The 18,873-nt window shown below is 32.7% G+C and carries 17 protein-coding genes; 7 read left to right on the forward strand and 10 right to left on the reverse strand.

Going from position 1 to position 18,873, the window contains the following annotated elements:
• Positions 1-71: 71 nt before the first annotated feature.
• The 4 genes from Q1A73_RS19020 (at position 72) to Q1A73_RS19035 (ending at position 3,707) form a co-directional block, all read left to right on the forward strand.
• On the forward strand, positions 72-821 hold the full coding sequence (locus tag Q1A73_RS19020; protein ID WP_299608780.1) for an SDR family NAD(P)-dependent oxidoreductase: 750 nt from the start codon (positions 72-74) through the stop codon (positions 819-821).
• An 87-nt stretch (positions 822-908) separates the two neighbouring features.
• Positions 909-2,045 (forward strand): ATP-binding protein, encoded by a 1,137-nt coding sequence (locus tag Q1A73_RS19025; RefSeq protein WP_299608783.1) that lies wholly within the window; start codon positions 909-911, stop codon positions 2,043-2,045.
• A 116-nt stretch (positions 2,046-2,161) separates the two neighbouring features.
• Positions 2,162-2,890, forward strand: a complete 729-nt coding sequence (locus tag Q1A73_RS19030) for a metallophosphoesterase (protein ID WP_299608786.1) — start codon at positions 2,162-2,164, stop codon at positions 2,888-2,890.
• Between the two features lie 127 nt (positions 2,891-3,017).
• Entirely contained in the window at positions 3,018-3,707 is a 690-nt protein-coding gene (locus tag Q1A73_RS19035; protein WP_299608789.1) for a hypothetical protein, read from the forward strand.
• Between the two features lie 27 nt (positions 3,708-3,734).
• Here the strand turns inward: Q1A73_RS19035 and Q1A73_RS19040 are convergent, their stop codons facing one another.
• The 10 genes from Q1A73_RS19040 to hemB all read right to left on the reverse strand — a co-directional run bounded on the left by Q1A73_RS19040 (position 3,735) and on the right by hemB (position 12,879).
• On the reverse strand, positions 3,735-4,448 hold the full coding sequence (locus Q1A73_RS19040) for a 3'-5' exonuclease (protein WP_299608792.1): 714 nt from the start codon (positions 4,446-4,448) through the stop codon (positions 3,735-3,737).
• Positions 4,438-5,592 (reverse strand): serine hydrolase, encoded by a 1,155-nt coding sequence (locus Q1A73_RS19045; protein WP_299608795.1) that lies wholly within the window; start codon positions 5,590-5,592, stop codon positions 4,438-4,440. Before Q1A73_RS19045 ends, Q1A73_RS19040 begins: the two co-directional genes overlap by 11 nt.
• Before the next feature lie 601 nt (positions 5,593-6,193).
• The gene (locus Q1A73_RS19050; RefSeq protein WP_299608798.1) at positions 6,194-6,952 is read right to left on the reverse strand and encodes a LytTR family DNA-binding domain-containing protein; all 759 of its coding nucleotides are present in this window, start codon (positions 6,950-6,952) and stop codon (positions 6,194-6,196) included.
• A gap of 3 nt (positions 6,953-6,955) precedes the next feature.
• Positions 6,956-8,911: a histidine kinase gene (locus Q1A73_RS19055; RefSeq protein ID WP_299608802.1), complete on the reverse strand. Its 1,956-nt coding sequence runs from the start codon at positions 8,909-8,911 to the stop codon at positions 6,956-6,958.
• The gene (locus Q1A73_RS19060; RefSeq protein WP_299609186.1) at positions 8,911-9,387 is read right to left on the reverse strand and encodes a methylated-DNA--[protein]-cysteine S-methyltransferase; all 477 of its coding nucleotides are present in this window, start codon (positions 9,385-9,387) and stop codon (positions 8,911-8,913) included. Before Q1A73_RS19060 ends, Q1A73_RS19055 begins: the two co-directional genes overlap by 1 nt.
• On the reverse strand, positions 9,387-10,505 hold the full coding sequence (locus Q1A73_RS19065; RefSeq protein ID WP_299608804.1) for a hemolysin family protein: 1,119 nt from the start codon (positions 10,503-10,505) through the stop codon (positions 9,387-9,389). Before Q1A73_RS19065 ends, Q1A73_RS19060 begins: the two co-directional genes overlap by 1 nt.
• A gap of 77 nt (positions 10,506-10,582) precedes the next feature.
• Positions 10,583-11,053 (reverse strand): DinB family protein, encoded by a 471-nt coding sequence (locus Q1A73_RS19070; protein WP_299608806.1) that lies wholly within the window; start codon positions 11,051-11,053, stop codon positions 10,583-10,585.
• 44 nt (positions 11,054-11,097) lie between these two features.
• Complete coding sequence (locus tag Q1A73_RS19075; protein ID WP_299608808.1) at positions 11,098-11,496, reverse strand: c-type cytochrome; 399 nt, start codon at positions 11,494-11,496, stop codon at positions 11,098-11,100.
• Between the two features lie 10 nt (positions 11,497-11,506).
• Positions 11,507-11,887 carry a TerB family tellurite resistance protein gene (locus tag Q1A73_RS19080; RefSeq protein ID WP_299608811.1) on the reverse strand — a complete coding sequence of 127 codons (381 nt, stop codon included), beginning with the start codon at positions 11,885-11,887 and terminating at the stop codon, positions 11,507-11,509.
• A 17-nt stretch (positions 11,888-11,904) separates the two neighbouring features.
• The gene (gene hemB, locus Q1A73_RS19085; protein WP_299608814.1) at positions 11,905-12,879 is read right to left on the reverse strand and encodes a porphobilinogen synthase; all 975 of its coding nucleotides are present in this window, start codon (positions 12,877-12,879) and stop codon (positions 11,905-11,907) included.
• Between the two features lie 150 nt (positions 12,880-13,029).
• Between hemB and Q1A73_RS19090 the strand changes: the two genes are divergently transcribed.
• The 3 genes from Q1A73_RS19090 (at position 13,030) to Q1A73_RS19100 (ending at position 18,680) form a co-directional block, all read left to right on the forward strand.
• A complete protein-coding gene (locus tag Q1A73_RS19090) occupies positions 13,030-14,118 on the forward strand; it encodes a serine hydrolase (RefSeq protein ID WP_299608817.1) in 1,089 nt (362 codons plus the stop codon).
• 78 nt (positions 14,119-14,196) lie between these two features.
• Positions 14,197-15,078, forward strand: a complete 882-nt coding sequence (locus Q1A73_RS19095; protein WP_299608820.1) for an ABC transporter ATP-binding protein — start codon at positions 14,197-14,199, stop codon at positions 15,076-15,078.
• Positions 15,079-15,080: 2 nt separating this feature from the next.
• Entirely contained in the window at positions 15,081-18,680 is a 3,600-nt protein-coding gene (locus Q1A73_RS19100) for a M1 family aminopeptidase (RefSeq protein ID WP_299608822.1), read from the forward strand.
• Positions 18,681-18,873: the final 193 nt, after the last annotated feature.

Below are 18,873 nucleotides of genomic sequence, written 5' to 3' on the forward strand. Positions count from 1 at the left end.
TGATGTTCTAAAAAGACGAAGGAGGAAGATGGATGTTGCAAAAAAAGAAATTAAACAAAATAATTCGATATATGAAAACGGCATTGATAACAGGAGCAACTAGTGGTATAGGAAGATCAACCGCTTTTGAACTTGCTAAACATCAAATAAATTTAATATTATGCGGAAGAAGACAAGAGCGTTTGGATCAGTTAAAAAGTGAATTAGAAACTGTAGTAAAGGTACATACGCTGTGTTTCGATGTAAGAGAAAAAGAAAACGTATTTAAAAACATTTCAGAACTTCCCAAAGAATTTGAATCTATTGATATTTTAATCAATAATGCTGGAAATGCTCATGGACTAGACCCTGTACAAACGGGAGATATAGAAGATTGGGATGCTATGCTAGACATTAATGTAAAAGGATTATTGTATGTTTCTAAAGCAATAATCCCAAAAATGATTGCTAAAAAGTCTGGTCATATCATTAACATTGGATCCATTGCTGGTAAAGAAGTATACCCTAACGGAAATGTATATTGCGCAAGTAAACACGCTGTTGATGCTATCAACAAAGGAATGCTAATCGATCTCAATGTTCACGGAATTAGAGTTGGCGCAATACATCCTGGATTAGTAGAAACAGAATTTAGCAATGTTAGATTTAAAGGAGATGATACCAGAGCAGATGGAGTATATAAAGGTTTTGATCCTCTAAGACCAGAGGATATTGCCGATATTATTGCCTTTGTGGTAACTAGACCTTATCATGTGAATATTTCGGATCTCGTTGTACTCCCAACAGCACAAGCTAATAGTGTTATTGTGAACAAAAATTGATAATTTGTTTATTATCATCCTATTGCAGACCCAATAAAAATAACTAAGTTTAACAGGGAAACGTGTGGACTGTTATTTGTGAATGGAATGATTAATAAACGCCTTCTTATCAAAAACCTACTTGCTCATAATGACGAAAACAGTTTTTATGACAAAAAACGCAAACTTAATATTGGTGAAAAAGAAGGCAAAGCAAAGTTTTTAAAACATATTTGCGCTTTATCCAATTCCAATCCTAAAAACAATTCTTATATCGTTATTGGTGTAGAAGATGAGGATAATGAAATTGAAGGTGTAGATTTCTTTGATGATAGTAAAATCCAAAATTTGGTTAATGCATATTTACAGAACCCTCCCATAGTGTCCTATGAGAATATTCCTTTTCCTCATTTACCATCTGACAAAGTCGTAGGTTTGGTAACCATAAGACCGCAAGGAGGAAAATTATGTGCGCTTCGAAAAAACATATGGAAATACTATGGTGGTAGCGTCTTTTTTAGAGATGGAAGCATTAGTATGCCCAAAGTTTTTGATATCGAAATCAAAGATGTAAACTCTGAAATTGTTAGTGCTATTGAAAGTCATGCTCAAAATAATATCGAACTGACTCTCGACGGTGTTTTTGATTTTATGAACTCCCGTAAAGACTATAGCCCTGCTTATAAAGTTTTTAAAGAGTATTTTGTGGTATGCTGGGCAGCGAAAGAAAAGCGTAAAAATGGTAAAACCTACTATTCTCGAGTAGATATAGAGCTTATTAATGAACATGTAAAACTATTTTATTCAGAATTGGATGAAGTATCTATTACTTTATCAGAAGATCAGTTTAAAATTGTGGAGTATGTATATATGGGACTACAAGATACTTATGAATATTATCCTCTGGAAGAAGTAGTCATTACCTTTAAAGCGAATGGAAGTTACGATATTGATAATAAACTACTCTTTAAACCTCCTCAATTTGACAAAAAAACACTTTATCATCTGTACAACAGTAATAATGCCTTGATTGAAAAATTAAGAAATAAAATACCTCTTAACAAGAATGATAAAGCGGATATGATAAATCTTCCTGCTACCTATCTTATTTGTTATTTAAATAAATTCTCTGAAGCCAAAGACAAATTGGAAGAAGCAAAACCATATCTTAAAGCATACAATTCTGATGTATATTCTATGTACAAAGAAAGTATGCGGATTTTGAGAAAAGTAAGATATAATTAAAACAATGCAATCACCAAGCTGTATTCTTTCGATTTTCGTAAAAACATTCTTATATAAACCTGTTCTTACCTCTCAAAAAAATGTAAAACAGTATCTTGGCTTTTTAAATATTAAACATGAGTAGGACTATTGTTATTGGAGATATTCATGGAGCTTTAAAAGCGCTTCAACAACTAATTGAAAAAGCTAACATCACCAAGGATGACACCATAATTTTTCTAGGAGATTATGTAGATGGATGGAGCGACAGCGCTCAATTAATATCTTTTCTTATGGATTTACAGGAAACTCATAATTGCATTTTTATTAAAGGCAATCATGATGAACTCTGCTATACTTGGTTAACTAAGAACACCCATAATCCAAAATGGATGCAACATGGAGGTCAGGCGACTATTGATTCCTATAGCCAATTACCTAAAGAAGAGAAAACAGCACACCTTAGATTTTATGAAAGACTATTAAATTATCATATTGATAATCACAATCGATTATTTTTGCATGCAGGATTTACAAATTTGCATGGTCCTCATCATGAATATTTTAACAAATTATTTTATTGGGATCGAACGCTTTGGGAAACTGCTCTTGCCATAGATCCTAAACTAAAAAAAACAGATTTAAATTACCCAAAAAGACTGCTGCTTTTTGATGAGATCTATATTGGTCACACACCCGTGACAAGAATAAACAAAACCGTACCTGTAAACGCTACTTGTATTTGGAATATTGATACTGGAGCAGCTTTTAAAGGTCCCTTAACTGCAATGGATATTGATACTAAAGAATATTGGCAAAGCGATCCTGTGTATACATTATACCCTGATGAAAATGGGAGAAATTAATACCTCTTTATAGTAATCTAATACGTAATCATCGCTCTAAGGAGCGATTTTTTTTGCAATATGTTTACCAAATCCTATTACAGCATACTAATGATAAATAAAAGATTAACAAATATATTCCCTACATATGAAAACTTTATCATTCATCATTGCTTTTTTGGCTTTAACAAACTGTATCGCTCAAAACAATTGTAGTCCTTACTATCCTTCAAAAAAAGGAACAGAAATTACTTTGCATCATTTTAATCACAAAGACAAGCTAACTTCTAAAACAAATTATAAAATAGTAGATATAAATTCTACAAGTTCAGGATCAACCATTAGCATTCAAATGTCTATGATCGATGCAAAAAAGAAAAAAACAATAACCGATACTCAATTTTCTATTGAATGTAAAGATGGTGTTACTTCTATTGATCCTGAAACTATTATTTCCCCTCAGCTATACAAACAATATCAGAATATGGATTATACGATTGAAGGAAAAGGTATTGATATTCCTAATTCATTAACTGTTGGTCAACAGCTAGAAGATGGATATGTATCTATGTCGATCGATGCAGGTGTTATGAGTATTGACATGAAAGTGAACTTACTAAATAGAGAAGTGCAATCAAAAGAAATCATTACAACCTCAGCAGGATCCTTTGAATGTTATCTGATTAGCTATACCAACGAAGTTACTATGAGCATGGGAATGAAACAGACATTTATAGTAAAACAATGGATTTCCAAAAATGTTGGTTTGGTGCAACAAGAAACCTCCAAACCTAATGGGAAATTGGTAAGCAAATCTGTTTTAGCAGCCTTAAATTAATGCTGGTATTCTCCAAAAAATATTACATTAAACAGATATAATTTCGCTATCTTGGAGAAGTTCTTCTTGTCGAAGTCGAAGTAATATCTGAGCTACCGCCACAGTATCTTTTTCACAATAAATTAGTATACGATCGATATCATTTTCTTCGTAATACACATTTCTTACCTGACTGCCATCGATATCATCTTTTGGAGAAGGAATACCTAATATATTTGTTAGCAACTTAAGAGAAGTATAATGTTTATAATCACCAAATTTCCATAAATCCATGGTGTCTAAATGAGGAACTTCCCATGGTTTTTTACCAAATAAATTAAGCTTATAAGGCAAACTTATATTATGGATAATCATCCTTCTGGCAATGTATGGAAAATCGAATTCTTTTCCATTATGAGCACATAGTAAATGATGTGGAGTATTAAAGTGAGATTCTATCAAGTTTTTAAAATCAACTAGTAGCTGTTTTTCTTCCCCGTAAAAAGAAGTTGTTCTAAAGGATCTTGTTTCACCTTTAAACTTAAAATACCCGACAGAAATACAAACAATTTTTCCAAACTCTGCCCAAATACCTGCTCGTTCGTAAAACTCTTCTGGAGAGAATTCTTCTTTTCGTTGATATTTTGTTTTATCAGCCCACAGATACTTCATTTCATCTGTCAACTGATCAAAGTTTTTTTGCTCGGGAACTGTTTCTATATCCAGAAACAATATATGTTCTAAATTAATCTTATGAAGCATTTTCTAACATTTGATAAGCTTCTTCTATGTAGATAAAAAAATCTTCACTAAAAGAACCTTCTGGTAATCCACGATGATGACCTAATCTTACAATAATAACATCATCCTCTGGAATAGTAATTACATATTGACCTAAAATACCACGCATTACAAAAATCTCTTTATCTAAATGATCTGACAACCAAAATCCATAACCGTACATATCATCATTTTCAAACCGCTTTTGAGTAGCCAACTTCACAAATTCTTTAGGTAATATTTCCTTACCATCAAAGTTTCCATCATTCTTAAAAAGAACCCCAAAACGCGCAAAATCTCTTGCATTACTTGCAATACAACAATATGATTTTTCCATTCCACTCTCTTCACTATCTACTTGCCAAAGTGCATCTTCTTCCATACCCATAGGTTTCCAAAAACTTTCACTCAGATAATCGGACAGCGTTTTTTGTGTAGCCTTTTCAATGACCATCCCCAATAATTGAGTATTACCGCTTAAATACACAAACTCTTTTCCGGGTTCATCAATAATTTCTAGGCCATTCATAACTTCTCTTAGTTCTGGATCATAATACGCTCTGGCTGTAATTGAGAAAGGACTCGTATAATGCTCTGTCCAATTTAATCCAGAAGACATAGAAGAAAGATCACCAACGGTTACGTTAGCTGCTAATCCTTCTGAAAAAGCAGGCAAAAAATCGCCTATGGGTTGATCTATACTTTTAATATATCCATCCATAATAGCCTTTCCTAAGAGAGCTGTTGTAATACTCTTGGCCATCGAAAATGAATTGGTCTTAGAGGTTGTACCATAACCATCCGCATAGTTTTCGTACCATATTTCATCATTCTTGATGATCATAAAAGCTACGGTCCCCATTTCTTTATTTACTCTATTTAATGTTTCTGTTGGAGTAGCTTTGTTATAATCGGGATGTAATTTCCAGGGAATAGGTGTATCAGATTTTTTTATAACATGGTTATCAAAATAGGTGTAGTCGTCGATATAAGCAGTTGTGTGTCCTGTCATGTACACAACTCTAACTCCTTTAAGAATATAATCATAATCAAATATGTAAAGTAGTATGACGCACAGTAAAATAATTGCAACTAAACCTTTGAATAATATTTTAATAATTTTCATGCAGATCGTTATTTGAATGTCTAAGGTATGAAATAAGCCATTATCAACGTATTGATACTAATTAAAAAGATTCTACAGCTATTTTATTAGGCCCATAAAAACAATAAATATAATCAGATGAAAATAAAGTAGGTATAAAAAAATGCCTGAAAGATATCCAGGCATTTATTTCAACGTTAGTTTAATTCGATTAAGCTATATTGCTGTTACACTTAACTTTGTTAGATACCAGCGTTGAGTTTGTGCAATATATGTAAGCAAAAAGAAACATCAGTTTAATATTTCTATTTATAACAATCTTAAGTTGTAACTTTACTACAAACCGAAAATTGGGGTTTCGGCAGACGTAACCATAGTGTGTTTACAATATTATTCTCATCAAAGCTATATACCGACGTTGTTCTTATCAAAGTTAGAAGATAATTCTCTAATAAAAATCGATACTTTTTTTTTGGTAGTTCTGAGTGTATAAAGTGTATGTTTGAATGTATAAGTTGCACATGGACTACCAAAAATATTATGCATTCATAACATTTATTGTGGGAAAAAAGCTATAATTCTACTTATCAAATTAAGGAAAAAGAGATTGTCTAACACTAAATTAAATCACATTTAGCCTTTGATAAAGTTCTTTTTTGGAGTCTCTTGCTATAGGTAATGATTTTTCATCCGACATTACTACATATCCGCCCTGATCCTTAACCAAAGTATTAACCTGATCTAAATTGATCAAATAGGATCTATGAATTCTAAAAAAACCAAAAGGTTCTAGCTTGGATTCTATGTATTTTAAATTTTTAGAAATAACAATTTCTTTTTCGTTCTTTCGGATCAAGGTTGTATAGTTCCCGTTACTTATACAGTATAAAACGCTGGGAATCTTAATTACATGCGTTCCTCTCGAATCGGTAATAGAGATTTTTGGAACTTCATGAATTTTAGAATATAATTCTTTAAAATTGGCAATTACTTCTTCCTTACTCTCTACTTTTTCCTGTAACTGAATTGTCTTATTAATGTTTTCTACTAAAAGTCTTGGTTCTATAGGTTTTAGCAAATATCCTATAGCATTATACTTATACCCTTCTACGGCGTATTGATTATAGGCAGACACAAAAATAATTTTGAAATCAATAGTTTCCAGCTCTTCCAAAATATCAAAAATGGTAATCGACCCTAATTGCACATCGAGGAATACCAAATCTGGATTTTCATTCGATAGTCCTTCAATAATAGAAATTTTATCCCAAGCTTCGCCTATTATTTCTACTTGTGGACAATAGTTTTTTAGTAGTAGACTTATATTTTCTCTATCCTTTTTTTCATCATCAATTATAAAACATTTCAAAACATTTTCCATCTGCTAACTTTCTTTAATAATTGGCAACGTAATAATCACTTCGGTTCCTGCTGGCAACCCTTCATCATTTTTCAGATCATTTATGATTATATTCGCTTTGGCAGCTACTATTTCGTTTAAGATTTCAAGCCTCTCATAAGTATTCTCGGTAGCAATTGACAAATGAGACGTTTCATTTTTTTTATTTTTCAGCTTTTCTGAGGCTTCTCTACCAATACCATTATCTCTAACGTTACATACTACCGTATTGTTTTCCTTTTTAAGTTTTATATTTAATTTCCCTTTAAAAGGAGAATGAGAAAACCCATGAATAATTGCATTTTCTATATATGGCTGGATCACCATTGAAGGAATTTTAGGATCCTGATCTTCTAAAATAGGATCCACATCAAATACTGCATCAAAACCTTCTTGAAATCGACCTCGTTGCAAACTAACATATGACCTAATTACCTCAACTTCTTTATTAAAATTAATATAGACACTATCTGAGCTGTTTAGTACATTTCTAATCAATCCAGAAAGCTCCGTCATATATTCATTCGCCTTTAGATTGTCTTTTTTCAAAATATAATTTTGTAGTGTACTAAAGGTATTAAACAAGAAATGCGGATTCATAGAAGATCTCAACGAAGTAAGTCTTGTTAATGCTAATTTTTCATTGATCTGATAATACTTTATTTTACTTCGGTATGCCCTAAACATAAAGACCAAAACAGTGATGCATAACAATATTCCTAATAAATAACTCAACCATTTTGATTTACTTACTTCTTTTTCAATCTCAGAGTTTTTCTCCTCTAAACCTGAAATAACCTCTTCTTTTTCGAGAAGTAAATTCTTGCTTTCATTTTTTGCTACCTCTTTACTCACTTTAACCTTTAGCTGGAGAGATTCTAAATCTCTAATCTCTCGCAATGTCTTAAGACTAGCTTTAATATTTCCTCTTTTTTCATATAGCTTGGAAAGATCTTCTTTTACTGTAATAAGATCCGAAACATCCTTTTTTCTTTCAAAATATTTTTGAGAAATTAGAAAGTACTCCAAAGCCTTTTCATAATTTCCTAGGCCTGTTTGTATAGCTCCCATCGTGTGCATTAATCCAGGATATAAATCATCTCCATCTTTATAAGTAAGATTATCATTATCCCATGATATATTGGTTCTAATTACTTCTAAAGCTTCTTTGGGCATGTTCTTCAAATAATACGACCAAGCGATATTATTATACACCATGATACAATGTCGTGAGTTTACTTTTTCCTTTTCACAACCTAATGATGCCATTCTAGAATAATATAAAATTGAATCTACCTGATGATCCGGATATGAAGCTGATAAATTTAGATAGGTAGTGGGTTTTCTTTTCTTCGTATCTGCCGAATCAACATAGGATAATGCTTTTTTAAAATCCATTTTAGCCTGCTCCTGATCTCCGATATCCAAAAATAGCACTCCTCTATTTAAAGAAAGCTCCCACAAGAATCTCGTATTATTTTCCTTATGCGAAAGTTCCAAACCTTCTCCAAAATACTCTAAAGCCTTTATGTATTCACCTATCCGATTATGAATAGTCCCTAACCTACTTTTTATATAAATCAGGCAATCTACATCATTGGTTTCTTTGCAATTCTTCTCTAAAAAATCCAGAACTTGTAATGACCTTATATATTCTCTGGTCTTGGTGGTAAAAAAGTATTCAACTCGTTTAATGGACAGTTGTAAACTATCTACTTCATAACTATTCTGAATCAAAGTAAAAGCTCTGTCGTAGGAATCTTTAGACGCTTGGATTTGTTCAGCGTTAAAGAGACTATCTCCTTCTTTTATTAACTTTTCTATAGATTTCTTCTCTAGATCGTATGTTTTTTTTAATTCCTTGTCTAAACCATCTTGGCCTACCATTTGGAAACTTACTCCTAATAAGAAAAAGAAAAAATAGTATTTGAAGCTTAACATTAAAAAAGAGTTTGTTGTTTTATGGGACTTTCATGATCTAACAACCATTTTTTACGCCATAATCCACCAGCATAACCTGTAAGAGAGCCATCACTGCCAATTACACGGTGACAAGGAATCACTATCCAAAGTGGGTTTTTTCCATTTGCAGAAGCAGCAGCTCTAATGCATTTTGGATCTCCTAAATTTTTGGCGATATCTAAATAAGTAACCGTTTTACCAAACGGAATTTTGGTTAGCTCTTTCCATACTTTTTTCTGAAAATCAGTTCCTGATGGATTAAGTTTTATATCAAAGTGATCTCTTTTCCCTTCAAAATAATCCTGCAGCTGTGTCACAGCTTCCTTAAGTGTTTCTGGAATAGTATTAGAATGTTCTTCTTCGGTATTATTTGTAATTGAAATTTCAGAAACCCCCTTTTCATCGCCTGTAATAGAAGCAATGCCTAACGGAGTTTCTATGAAGGCAGTGGCAATCACTCTCCTTGTTTTTCAGTTAAAATACCCAATTTTCTTGCTCTGATTTCCCAGTTTTTACGTGCTAAAATCTGCATATCAGTCTCATTATCACTTTCATCTACAATCTCTAGACCTAATAGTGTTTCGATAACATCTTCCATGGTTACCAATCCACTCACAGAACCATACTCATCTACTACCAAAGCAATATGATTTTTGGTTTGAATCAATTCGTTAAACAAATCAGGAATAGGTAGATTTCTGGTTGTAAAGATTATAGGTCTTTTTATCTCTCCTAAAAGCTTATGACCATTTTGATTAGCCATTTCTTTGAAAATTTCGTCTTTAAGTACCTGACCTGTTATATTATCAGCTTTATCCTTATATACAGGAATTCTAGAAAATCGTAGATTTTGATTTTCATTAAAAAATTGTTCCACCGTTGTGTTTTCTGAAGCAGTTTTAATAACCGTTCTAGGCGTCATTACATCTTTGGTCAATACTTCTTTAAACGTTAGCAAGTTTTTAATGACTCTAGATTCAGACTCTTCAAAAACACCTTCTTCTTCTGCAATATCAGCCATTGCTGTAAAATCTTCTCTACTTAATACAGAACCATGATGTCCTTTACCACCTATTAATTTTGTGGTTAATTGTAAAATCCACAGAATACCCGTCCATTTTAATGGCCAAATTAGTATGTTTAAGGCTTTCGCAGTAAAATTAGCAAGTTGTTTCCAATAGGTAGCTCCAATAGTCTTTGGAATAATCTCCGAAGCCACTAAAATTAATATGGTCATGATCGATGATACCACTCCTACCATAAGATCTTCGGTCATTTCCATGCCCAAAATTGTTGTGGTCTTTGATCCATAAATTTCTGCATATGCTACTTTTGCCTGAACACCTACTAGAATTGCACCAACCGTATGCGCAATGGTATTAAGTGTTAAAATAGCGATCAACGGTCGATCAACGTCTTTTTTTAATTTTTCTAAAGCGGTTGCATATGCTTTACCTTCCTTTTTCTTAACGTTTATAAAGGTTGGAGTAATACTTAATAATACTGCCTCTAAAATAGAACACAAGAAAGAAAAGAAAATAGATACAACTCCGTATACGATTAGTAATGCCATAATTATTTATTAGTTGGTTTTGCTAAAGTACGGATTTGGTATTCATTTGTAAAAATAAAAAGTAAGAATACTTATTGCTACCAACCCACATATTTAGGAGGTTTGATTTCATTTAGATTAAGATATACGATAAGCTGCCCTCTATGATGGGTAACATGATCCTGTAACAAATTTAATATTTGAAGCTTTGATTTAGGCCCTGCAAAAAAATCAACTTTATCTGCTAAAGTCTCCTCTGATGTCTGTTCTATCCGCGCATGTGCCTTATCGAAAGAATCTTTTACAAACTGTATCAATTCATTTTTGGTATCAGGTGCACTTTCGCTAAATTTTTGTCTATCAAATTCCTCTTCAGAAAAATAGGTTGTGCTTAACCATGTCATATTACCACAGATATGTAGTAACTGAGATTTAAAGTCCATTTCTCTCTCTGAAGGTCTAAAGGCATACTTATCATCAGGCATTGATTCTGCCATTGCTACTAGATATGCTTTAGAGTTCTCCCATTTTTCTAAAAATGCAGATTTAGGAGTAAGCTGTTGTGCCATAACAGGAAATGTTATGAAAACTAAAACAAAAAATACATGCTTCATTACTTAGAACTCACTTCATTCATATACAAAGCAATTGCTTCTAATTCTTCATCGGTAAACTTTTCCAGTCTTGTGAAATTGGTTTTCATTACAGCATAATTCTCAGGATCTACAATAGGATCTTTCTTTTGTCTCAAAAACCCAACTACATCTCCGTTCTGTTCTTTATAAATCTTCATAATAGCAGTTACACTTGGACCAACAGATTTTTTATCCATTCTATGGCAGGAGTAACAATTTCCCTTTCCTTTGAATAATTTCTCACCTAATTCAAACTCAGGAGACGTTGTTTCTTTCTTCCCTCCGATTACAATTTTTTCTTTTTCCTGCTTTTTTTCTGACTGACAACTTGTAGCGATACATACAACGCTTAAGAGTGCAATAACAATGTTTTTCATTTGTGTGATCTTAGGTGTTAAATAAATTATCTATATCTTTTTTAAATCTCTCTAAAAGGTCTTTAGAGAAATTAGTGATTACTTTTTGTTCGTTAGCTTCAATTCCATCTTTAGCTTCAGCAATTCTAGTTAAGGCATAGATCATAAAATCGTACTCTTCATCCGGACCGTTATCCGAAAAAACTTCAATTATTTTTTTATATAAGGTTTCGATATCACTATCATTCCTGTTTTCATAATCAAAAGACCATTTTATATCTTGTCCTTTTGGATGCGCTTTTAAAATTTCTTCTAATACATTGACTTCTTCTTTTTGAATGACACCATCGCTCATTGCAATTACATACAAAAGTTCTCCAAAAGTCTGATACAATCGATCTCTGCTTACCATAAAATTTTTCTTTAAAACTATCCTAAAAGTCGAACTACATCTTTTGCAAAATAACTAGCAATGATATTAGCTCCTGCTCTTTTAAATGCTATTAATTGTTCCATCATAATAGCATCGTGATCCAACCATCCTTTTTCTGCTGCGGCTTTTAGCATGGCATACTCTCCGCTAACTTGATACACGGCTACTGGCACATCCACAGCATCACTTACATCTCGCAAAATATCCAGGTAAGCTAATCCAGGTTTTACCATCACAATATCGGCACCTTCATCGATATCCATCAATGTTTCTTTTATTGCCTCATCTCGATTAGCAAAATCCATTTGGTATGTTTTTTTATCTCCAAAACCTGGTGCCGAATCTAATGCGTCTCTAAATGGACCGTAAAAAGCTGAGGCATATTTAGCACTATAACTCATGATGCCTGTATTTTTATAACCTTCGGATTCTAGCAATTCTCGGATAGCTAGTATTCTTCCATCCATCATATCACTGGGTGCCACAAAATCCGCACCTGCTTGTGCATGAGATAAAGACATTTTGGCTAAGACTTCGCAAGTAGGGTCATTTACAATATACCCATCTTCTACAATACCATCGTGTCCGTAAGAAGAGTACGGATCCAAAGCTACATCGGTCATTACCAACATTTCGGGAGCTACTTCTTTTACTGTTTTTATAGCACGCTGCATAAGACCATCTGCATTGATTGCTTCGGTTCCTTGATTATCTTTTAAATTATCGGGTACTTTTACAAAGAGTAAAACCGCTTTTAGTCCCATTGCCCATAACTCTTTGACTTCATTCTTTAATAAATCCAAGCTATATCGATAATATCCAGGCATCGAAAGTATCTCTTGCTTTACATTCGTTCCTTCGACCACAAAAAGTGGCACTAAAAAATCATTGGGTGTTATAGTATGTTCTCGAACTAAAGATCTAATAGCTTCTATAGTTCGTAATCTTCTATTTCTGCGTAGTTGATGCATTACAATGTGCTAGTAATTAATAAGAATGGTAAATATACCAACTTATCCCTTAATTCCTCACTCAAGATTTTCATAAAATTGAACCTAATTTGTAACAATCTATTCACATTCCCTACTAATTTCATTGAAGTCCATTTTAAAAAAAGAAAAATGATAAAGAAAATCATAATTGTTGTAGGAATTATCATTGGTATTGTCATATTACTTGGTGCAGCGGGTATATACTATACTCAACCGAATGAACATTTCGTTTTGGACTTTATAAAGAAAAATCCCGATAAAGCTGCAATAAAACTTATACGTAATGATTCTATAATCGCTGAAAAAAATGTTGATAAGGAGATGCCTTTGGCAAGTACTGTTAAAATAATTCTAGCTATCGAATATGCCATCCAATCCGCAAGTGGAACATTAAATCCGGACGAAGCTATTGCAATCGAAGAACTAGATAAGTTTTACATCCCTAATACCGATGGTGGTGCACACCCACAATGGTTAACATCCGTGAAATCAAAAATTACTGATAACGGTATATCCATTAGAGAAATTGCGAAAGGAATGATTCGATATAGCTCGAATGCTAATACCGAATGGTTAAGTAGAAAGTTAGGCTTGGAAAAAATCAACCAAAGAGTAGATAGCTTAGGTATTTCTGATCATACAGACATATACTATCTTGTATCTTCCTTATTTGTTGGGAAAGAAAAGTTTCCTAATAGCAAGGGAAAAGATTTAGAAAACAAACTTAGAGACCTAAGCATCGAAGAGTACAGAGAAATTACCAATACGATCCATTCAAAATTAGTAAAGGACACTATGTATAAAGCCGACATTGGAGATCTAGGAATGAATATTCAAAGAATCTGGTCTGATAATTTACCTGCATCCACAGTAAATGAATACGCTCAATTAATGCAAAAGTTAAATTCTAAGTCATATTTTGATTCAAAAACCTATGAGTATTTGGATGAAGTGATGGAAGGGCTAATGGAAAGTGCAGGAAATCAAAAATGGTTTACCCATGCTGGTATGAAAGGAGGATCTACAGCATTTGTTCTTACCAAAGCGCTATACGCTACTGACAAAAAAGGCAATACTACAGAGTTAGCGTATTTTCTAAATGATTTAGGAATTATGGAAAGTACAAAGCTTCAAGCTAGTATGAATCAATTCGAACTAAAGATTTTAACGGATAAAGAATTCCGTGACAAAATTGTCACAACATTAAAAAACGAATAATTACAAACAATAACTTATATAATAGTACAGTACAGAAAAGTTGTACGACTTACTAAACTTAATAAACGATAATTACTTATGCTCACAATAAAAAATTTAAGCAAAACATATCCAAATGGAACCAAAGCTCTTAATGATGTAAATCTTACCTTAGAAAAAGGAATGTTTGGCTTATTAGGGCCTAACGGTGCTGGTAAATCAACATTAATGAGAACCATTGCTACCCTGCAATTAGCAGATACTGGATCTATTAATTTCGACGGAATTGATGTATTTAAACAGCCAGAAGAATTAAGAAAGATATTAGGATATTTACCACAGGATTTTGGTGTATATCCAAAGGTTTCTGCAGAAATGATGCTTAATCATATAGCAAAAGTAAAAGGAATTACCAACAGTGCTGAACGAAAAGGATATGTTGCTGATCTATTAAACAAAGTAAATCTATATAAGTTTAGAGATCGTAATCTTGGCGATTTCTCTGGTGGAATGCGACAACGTTTTGGTATTGCACAGGCATTACTGGGAAATCCAAAACTTATCATCGTTGATGAACCGACGGCGGGTTTAGATCCTCTAGAACGTAATCGTTTTCATAATTTATTAAGTGAACTAGGAGAAAATGCGGTTGTAATTCTGTCCACTCATATTGTAGACGATGTGACCAATCTATGTAAGCATATGGCAGTGTTTAATGAAGGAACGATTCTTGCTCAAGGAAACCCTCAAGAATTGTCTGCTACTCTTAACGGTAAAATATTTAAAAAACAAATTGAAAAATCTCAATTAGAGCATTACCAAAACAACTATACTGTACTCTCGAATTACCTAAGAGGTGGTCAGTTTTTTATCAATATTTATAGTGAAACAACTCCTGAAGAAGGTTTTGAGCAAATGGAAAATGGCTTAGAAGAATTTTACTTCTTTAGTATCAATAAAAATCAAAAGCAACCTGTATAATTATGAAAGAAATATTTTTATTCGAATTACAATATCGCTTTCGTAGACCAGCTACCTGGATTTATGCTGGTTTAGGTTTAGCTATGGCACTTTTAGTAGCGGTATTTCAGAAATCAATTACTGCTCAGTTTGTTAATAGTCCTAATAATATTATCGATGTTATTGCTCCTATTTCTGTTATTTCCATTTTCTTTTATGCGGCAATTATGGGAGTTCCTATTTTTAGAGATCAGGATCATAAAACTGCACAAACGTATTTTACCTTTCCGATTACACAAAAATCGTACGTTTTAGGAAGGTTTTTTGGAAGTTTTGCCATAGTAACTTTCCTAAACTTATTTATTGTTATTGGAGCCATTATCGGCTTTACAACAGGAATGTATTTGGATCGACCAGATTATGGTAGCTATGACTCTTTTAACTTGGCGTCCTACATACTACCATTTATATTTATTTTAGAAATAAATGCATTTTTAATTGGATCTCTATTCTTCTGTTTGATGGCTTTTTTCAAAAAAATGCCAATCATTTATCTAGGAGGTATCTTTTTATTCTTGCTTTATAGTATCTCTGGAAATTTATTATCCAATTTAGATAATCAGTGGTTAACGGTTTATTTAGACCCTTTTGGTGGTAGAGTATTTTCTTATGTGAAAAAATATTGGTCTATCAATGAACTAAATACAAACCAATTACCAATCTATGGTAAGTTTCTACTTAATAGGATGATGTGGCTTGGTCTCGGATTGTTATTTTTCCTGTTGACCTTATTCAAATTCGACTATAAAAAGTTCTTAATTTCTGGTAAGAAAGAAAAGAAAAGTAAAAATGATCAGGAAGCACCATCTTTTGTCGGTGGTATTTCTCAGATATTTGATAAAAAAACAGAACGAGGAAATCTTTTATCACTTAGTAAAATTGAGTTTTTATCGATCGTAAGAGACCCCGTTTTTATCATATTAATCATTATTGGTATTATCATATCCTTGATTACCATTTTTAATGCCAATGAAACCTACGGTACACCCAACTCTCCGTTAACGAGATTTATAGTGACCTTTATCTCTGGAGGAATCTCTCTTTTATCTGTAGTAATTTTAATTATCTATTCCGGTGAAGCTGTTCATAGAACTAGAAAAAACAAAACCTTTGTATTTTATGATGCGCTGCCAATAAACAATACCAGTTTATACTTTTCTAAAGTGCTATCTTTAGTGGGAATAGCTTTAGTATTGGCGTTGGTAAATATTATCATTGGTATTTTATTCCAAACTTTTAATGGTTATTTTGGGTATGAATTAGGAATGGCTGCCTTGTACAATTTTGCATTAATCCTTCCGAATTTTATTGCTACCATTTTCTTGTGCTTTTTTGTGCATGTTTTGGTAAACAATAAGTTTTTAGGTCATTTTATCATTATTCTAATATATATCGGACTTCCTCTTTTAGTGGCATTAGCGTTTAAAAGTAGTAATCCTTTACTTATATTTTCGGGAACCACACCCTTCTTCTTAAGTGACCTTAATGGATTTGGTCATTATATGCATGGTGCTTTTACACTTAGCATGTACTGGATTTTAATGATGGGTATTCTATTAGTAGTAGGAACCTTATTCTGGAATCGAGGGTTTTTCTCTTCGGCAAAAGAGCGATTTATACTCGCTAAAAGAAGGCTTAACTTTAAACTGGTAGGTGCTTTCCTTTTAGTAATAATTTCATTCTCATCGGTGGCGGGTTACAGCTACTATAACCTGAAGGTACTGAATCGTATCGAAGATGGTGATTATTTTAATGAAATTGCTGCCAATGCGGAGAAAAAATATGGTCGATTGATCAATCAGGCACATCCACAGGTAACAAATCTAAAAGCTTATATAGATGTATATCCTAATGAAAGAGGATTAAAAGCAATCGGAGAGTTTAGCTTAATCAACAACTATAGCACTCCTATTGACACCCTGTTATTAAATGTACAATATCCTGCATTACATACACAACTTGAGGAAATCACCTATAATGGCGAAAACATCAAGCCTGTTATTTCTGATACTGTTAATAGAATGTATTTCTATAAATTACCTAATACACTGCAACCCAAAGGAACAGCAGAGTTATCTATTGCTATGTCTGCAGAAACCAAGGGATTCTCTAATAGTATGGAAACGCAGGTGCTAAACAATGGTACATTTTTAAACAATTCTATTTTTCCTAGTTTTCATTATGATCGAACGCTTTCGGATAATGGAGTTCGTAAAAAATATGACTTAGAAAAATTAGATTACTTATTTCCACCGAGAACTGATTCTACAGCGCTTAAGAAGAATTTATTTAACGAGGATGCGAATTATATCAATTTTGAAGCTGTCGTAAGCACTTCTTCTGATCAGATTGCCATTGCACCTGGTAAGTTGGTAAAAGAATGGAAAGAAGGCGAAAGGGCTTACTTTCATTATAAATTAGAATCCCAAACAGATCTTTTCTTTAATGTAGTCTCTGCAAGATACGATGTAGAAAAATCTACGTGGACGTCTCCTAGCGGCAAAAAGGTGGATATAGAGATTTATCATTCTCCAAAACACAAAAAGAATCTACAACATTTTATAGATGGAACCAAAGTAGCTTTAGAATATTGTTCTAGAAACTTTTATGAATATCCGAATTCTGTAATCAGAATTGTAGAGTTTCCAGCACATTCTACGTTTGCACAATCATTTGTAACTACGATTCCATATTCTGAAGATTTTGGATTTGTAGCAGATTTCGAAAAAGCAGAAGATTTTAACTATGCATTTCGTGTTACAGCCCATGAGGTTGCACATCAATGGTGGGGACATATTGTTACTCCTAGTAAAACTTCTGGAGCTAATATTATTTCAGAAACCTTAGCAGAATATTCTTCTTTAATGACCATGAAAAAGGAATATGGAGAAAACGGTATAAAAAACTTTCTTAAGTACTCTTTGGATACGTACTTACGAAGTCGTGCCTTTAGTTTTAAACCTGAAAGATCTTTAATCAATGTGGAAACGGGAGGTTATATCTGGTATCGAAAAGGATCAATGATCATGTATGAATTACAGGATATCATTGGCGAAGAAAAAATCAATACCGCCTTAAAAGGGTTCTTAAATGAATATAAAAATTATGAAAAAGGAGTTTATCCTACCTCAGAAAATTTATATGATGTGATCTATAAAGTAGCACCAGATTCTCTTAAATATTCTGTAGAAGATGGTTTTAAAAAGATTGTGTTGTATGAAAACCGTGTTAAAAAAGCGCAGACAAAAAAACTAGATAACGGAAAATACGAAACTACCTTTACTGTAGATTCTAAAAAAATCTACTACGATGATGAAGGAAAAGAAGAACGTACCGATGATAAAACCAATTATATCGAAATTGGTCTGTTTGGAGAGGATATTATCGATGAACAAGACGTTCCTCTTAAAAACCCATACTATCTAGAAAGAAAGTGGTTAAAACCTGGCGAAAATACCTTTACGATTACCACGGATCAAAAACCAGAAAAAGCAGGAATTGATCCATATAATAAATTAATAGATCGAAATTCTAATGATAATCTATTAGGAGTAGAAGAATAGATCTTATAAGATTTTAGTTAGTTAAATGCTGAAAATCACGATATGAAACATCTGTTTCTATTGTGATTTTCTTTTTATATCGCATTCTGTAACAATTAATTCTACCATTCGTCTTCTTCATATAGTAATAAACCAAGCAACCCTTATAGACATTTCTGCGTCTATACATATAGATCAAAAAACGAAATCATCA

This window comes from uncultured Aquimarina sp. (genome assembly GCF_947492115.1).
Taxonomy (GTDB): Bacteria; Bacteroidota; Bacteroidia; order Flavobacteriales; family Flavobacteriaceae; genus Aquimarina.

Bases quoted from the DNA above. Each gene is read 5' to 3' on its own strand.
- Q1A73_RS19020 (WP_299608780.1), top strand. From the start codon at position 72: ATGAAAACGGCATTGATAACAGGAGCAACTAGTGGTATAGGAAGATCA.
- Q1A73_RS19025 (WP_299608783.1), top strand. From the start codon at position 909: ATGATTAATAAACGCCTTCTTATCAAAAACCTACTTGCTCATAATGAC.
- Q1A73_RS19030 (WP_299608786.1), top strand. From the start codon at position 2,162: ATGAGTAGGACTATTGTTATTGGAGATATTCATGGAGCTTTAAAAGCG.
- Q1A73_RS19035 (WP_299608789.1), top strand. From the start codon at position 3,018: ATGAAAACTTTATCATTCATCATTGCTTTTTTGGCTTTAACAAACTGT.
- Q1A73_RS19040 (WP_299608792.1), bottom strand. From the start codon at position 4,448: ATGCTTCATAAGATTAATTTAGAACATATATTGTTTCTGGATATAGAA.
- Q1A73_RS19045 (WP_299608795.1), bottom strand. From the start codon at position 5,592: ATGAAAATTATTAAAATATTATTCAAAGGTTTAGTTGCAATTATTTTA.
- Q1A73_RS19050 (WP_299608798.1), bottom strand. From the start codon at position 6,952: ATGGAAAATGTTTTGAAATGTTTTATAATTGATGATGAAAAAAAGGAT.
- Q1A73_RS19055 (WP_299608802.1), bottom strand. From the start codon at position 8,911: ATGTTAAGCTTCAAATACTATTTTTTCTTTTTCTTATTAGGAGTAAGT.
- Q1A73_RS19065 (WP_299608804.1), bottom strand. From the start codon at position 10,505: ATGGCATTACTAATCGTATACGGAGTTGTATCTATTTTCTTTTCTTTC.
- Q1A73_RS19070 (WP_299608806.1), bottom strand. From the start codon at position 11,053: ATGGCACAACAGCTTACTCCTAAATCTGCATTTTTAGAAAAATGGGAG.
- Q1A73_RS19075 (WP_299608808.1), bottom strand. From the start codon at position 11,496: ATGAAAAACATTGTTATTGCACTCTTAAGCGTTGTATGTATCGCTACA.
- Q1A73_RS19080 (WP_299608811.1), bottom strand. From the start codon at position 11,887: ATGGTAAGCAGAGATCGATTGTATCAGACTTTTGGAGAACTTTTGTAT.
- hemB (WP_299608814.1), bottom strand. From the start codon at position 12,879: ATGCATCAACTACGCAGAAATAGAAGATTACGAACTATAGAAGCTATT.
- Q1A73_RS19090 (WP_299608817.1), top strand. From the start codon at position 13,030: ATGATAAAGAAAATCATAATTGTTGTAGGAATTATCATTGGTATTGTC.
- Q1A73_RS19095 (WP_299608820.1), top strand. From the start codon at position 14,197: ATGCTCACAATAAAAAATTTAAGCAAAACATATCCAAATGGAACCAAA.
- Q1A73_RS19100 (WP_299608822.1), top strand. From the start codon at position 15,081: ATGAAAGAAATATTTTTATTCGAATTACAATATCGCTTTCGTAGACCA.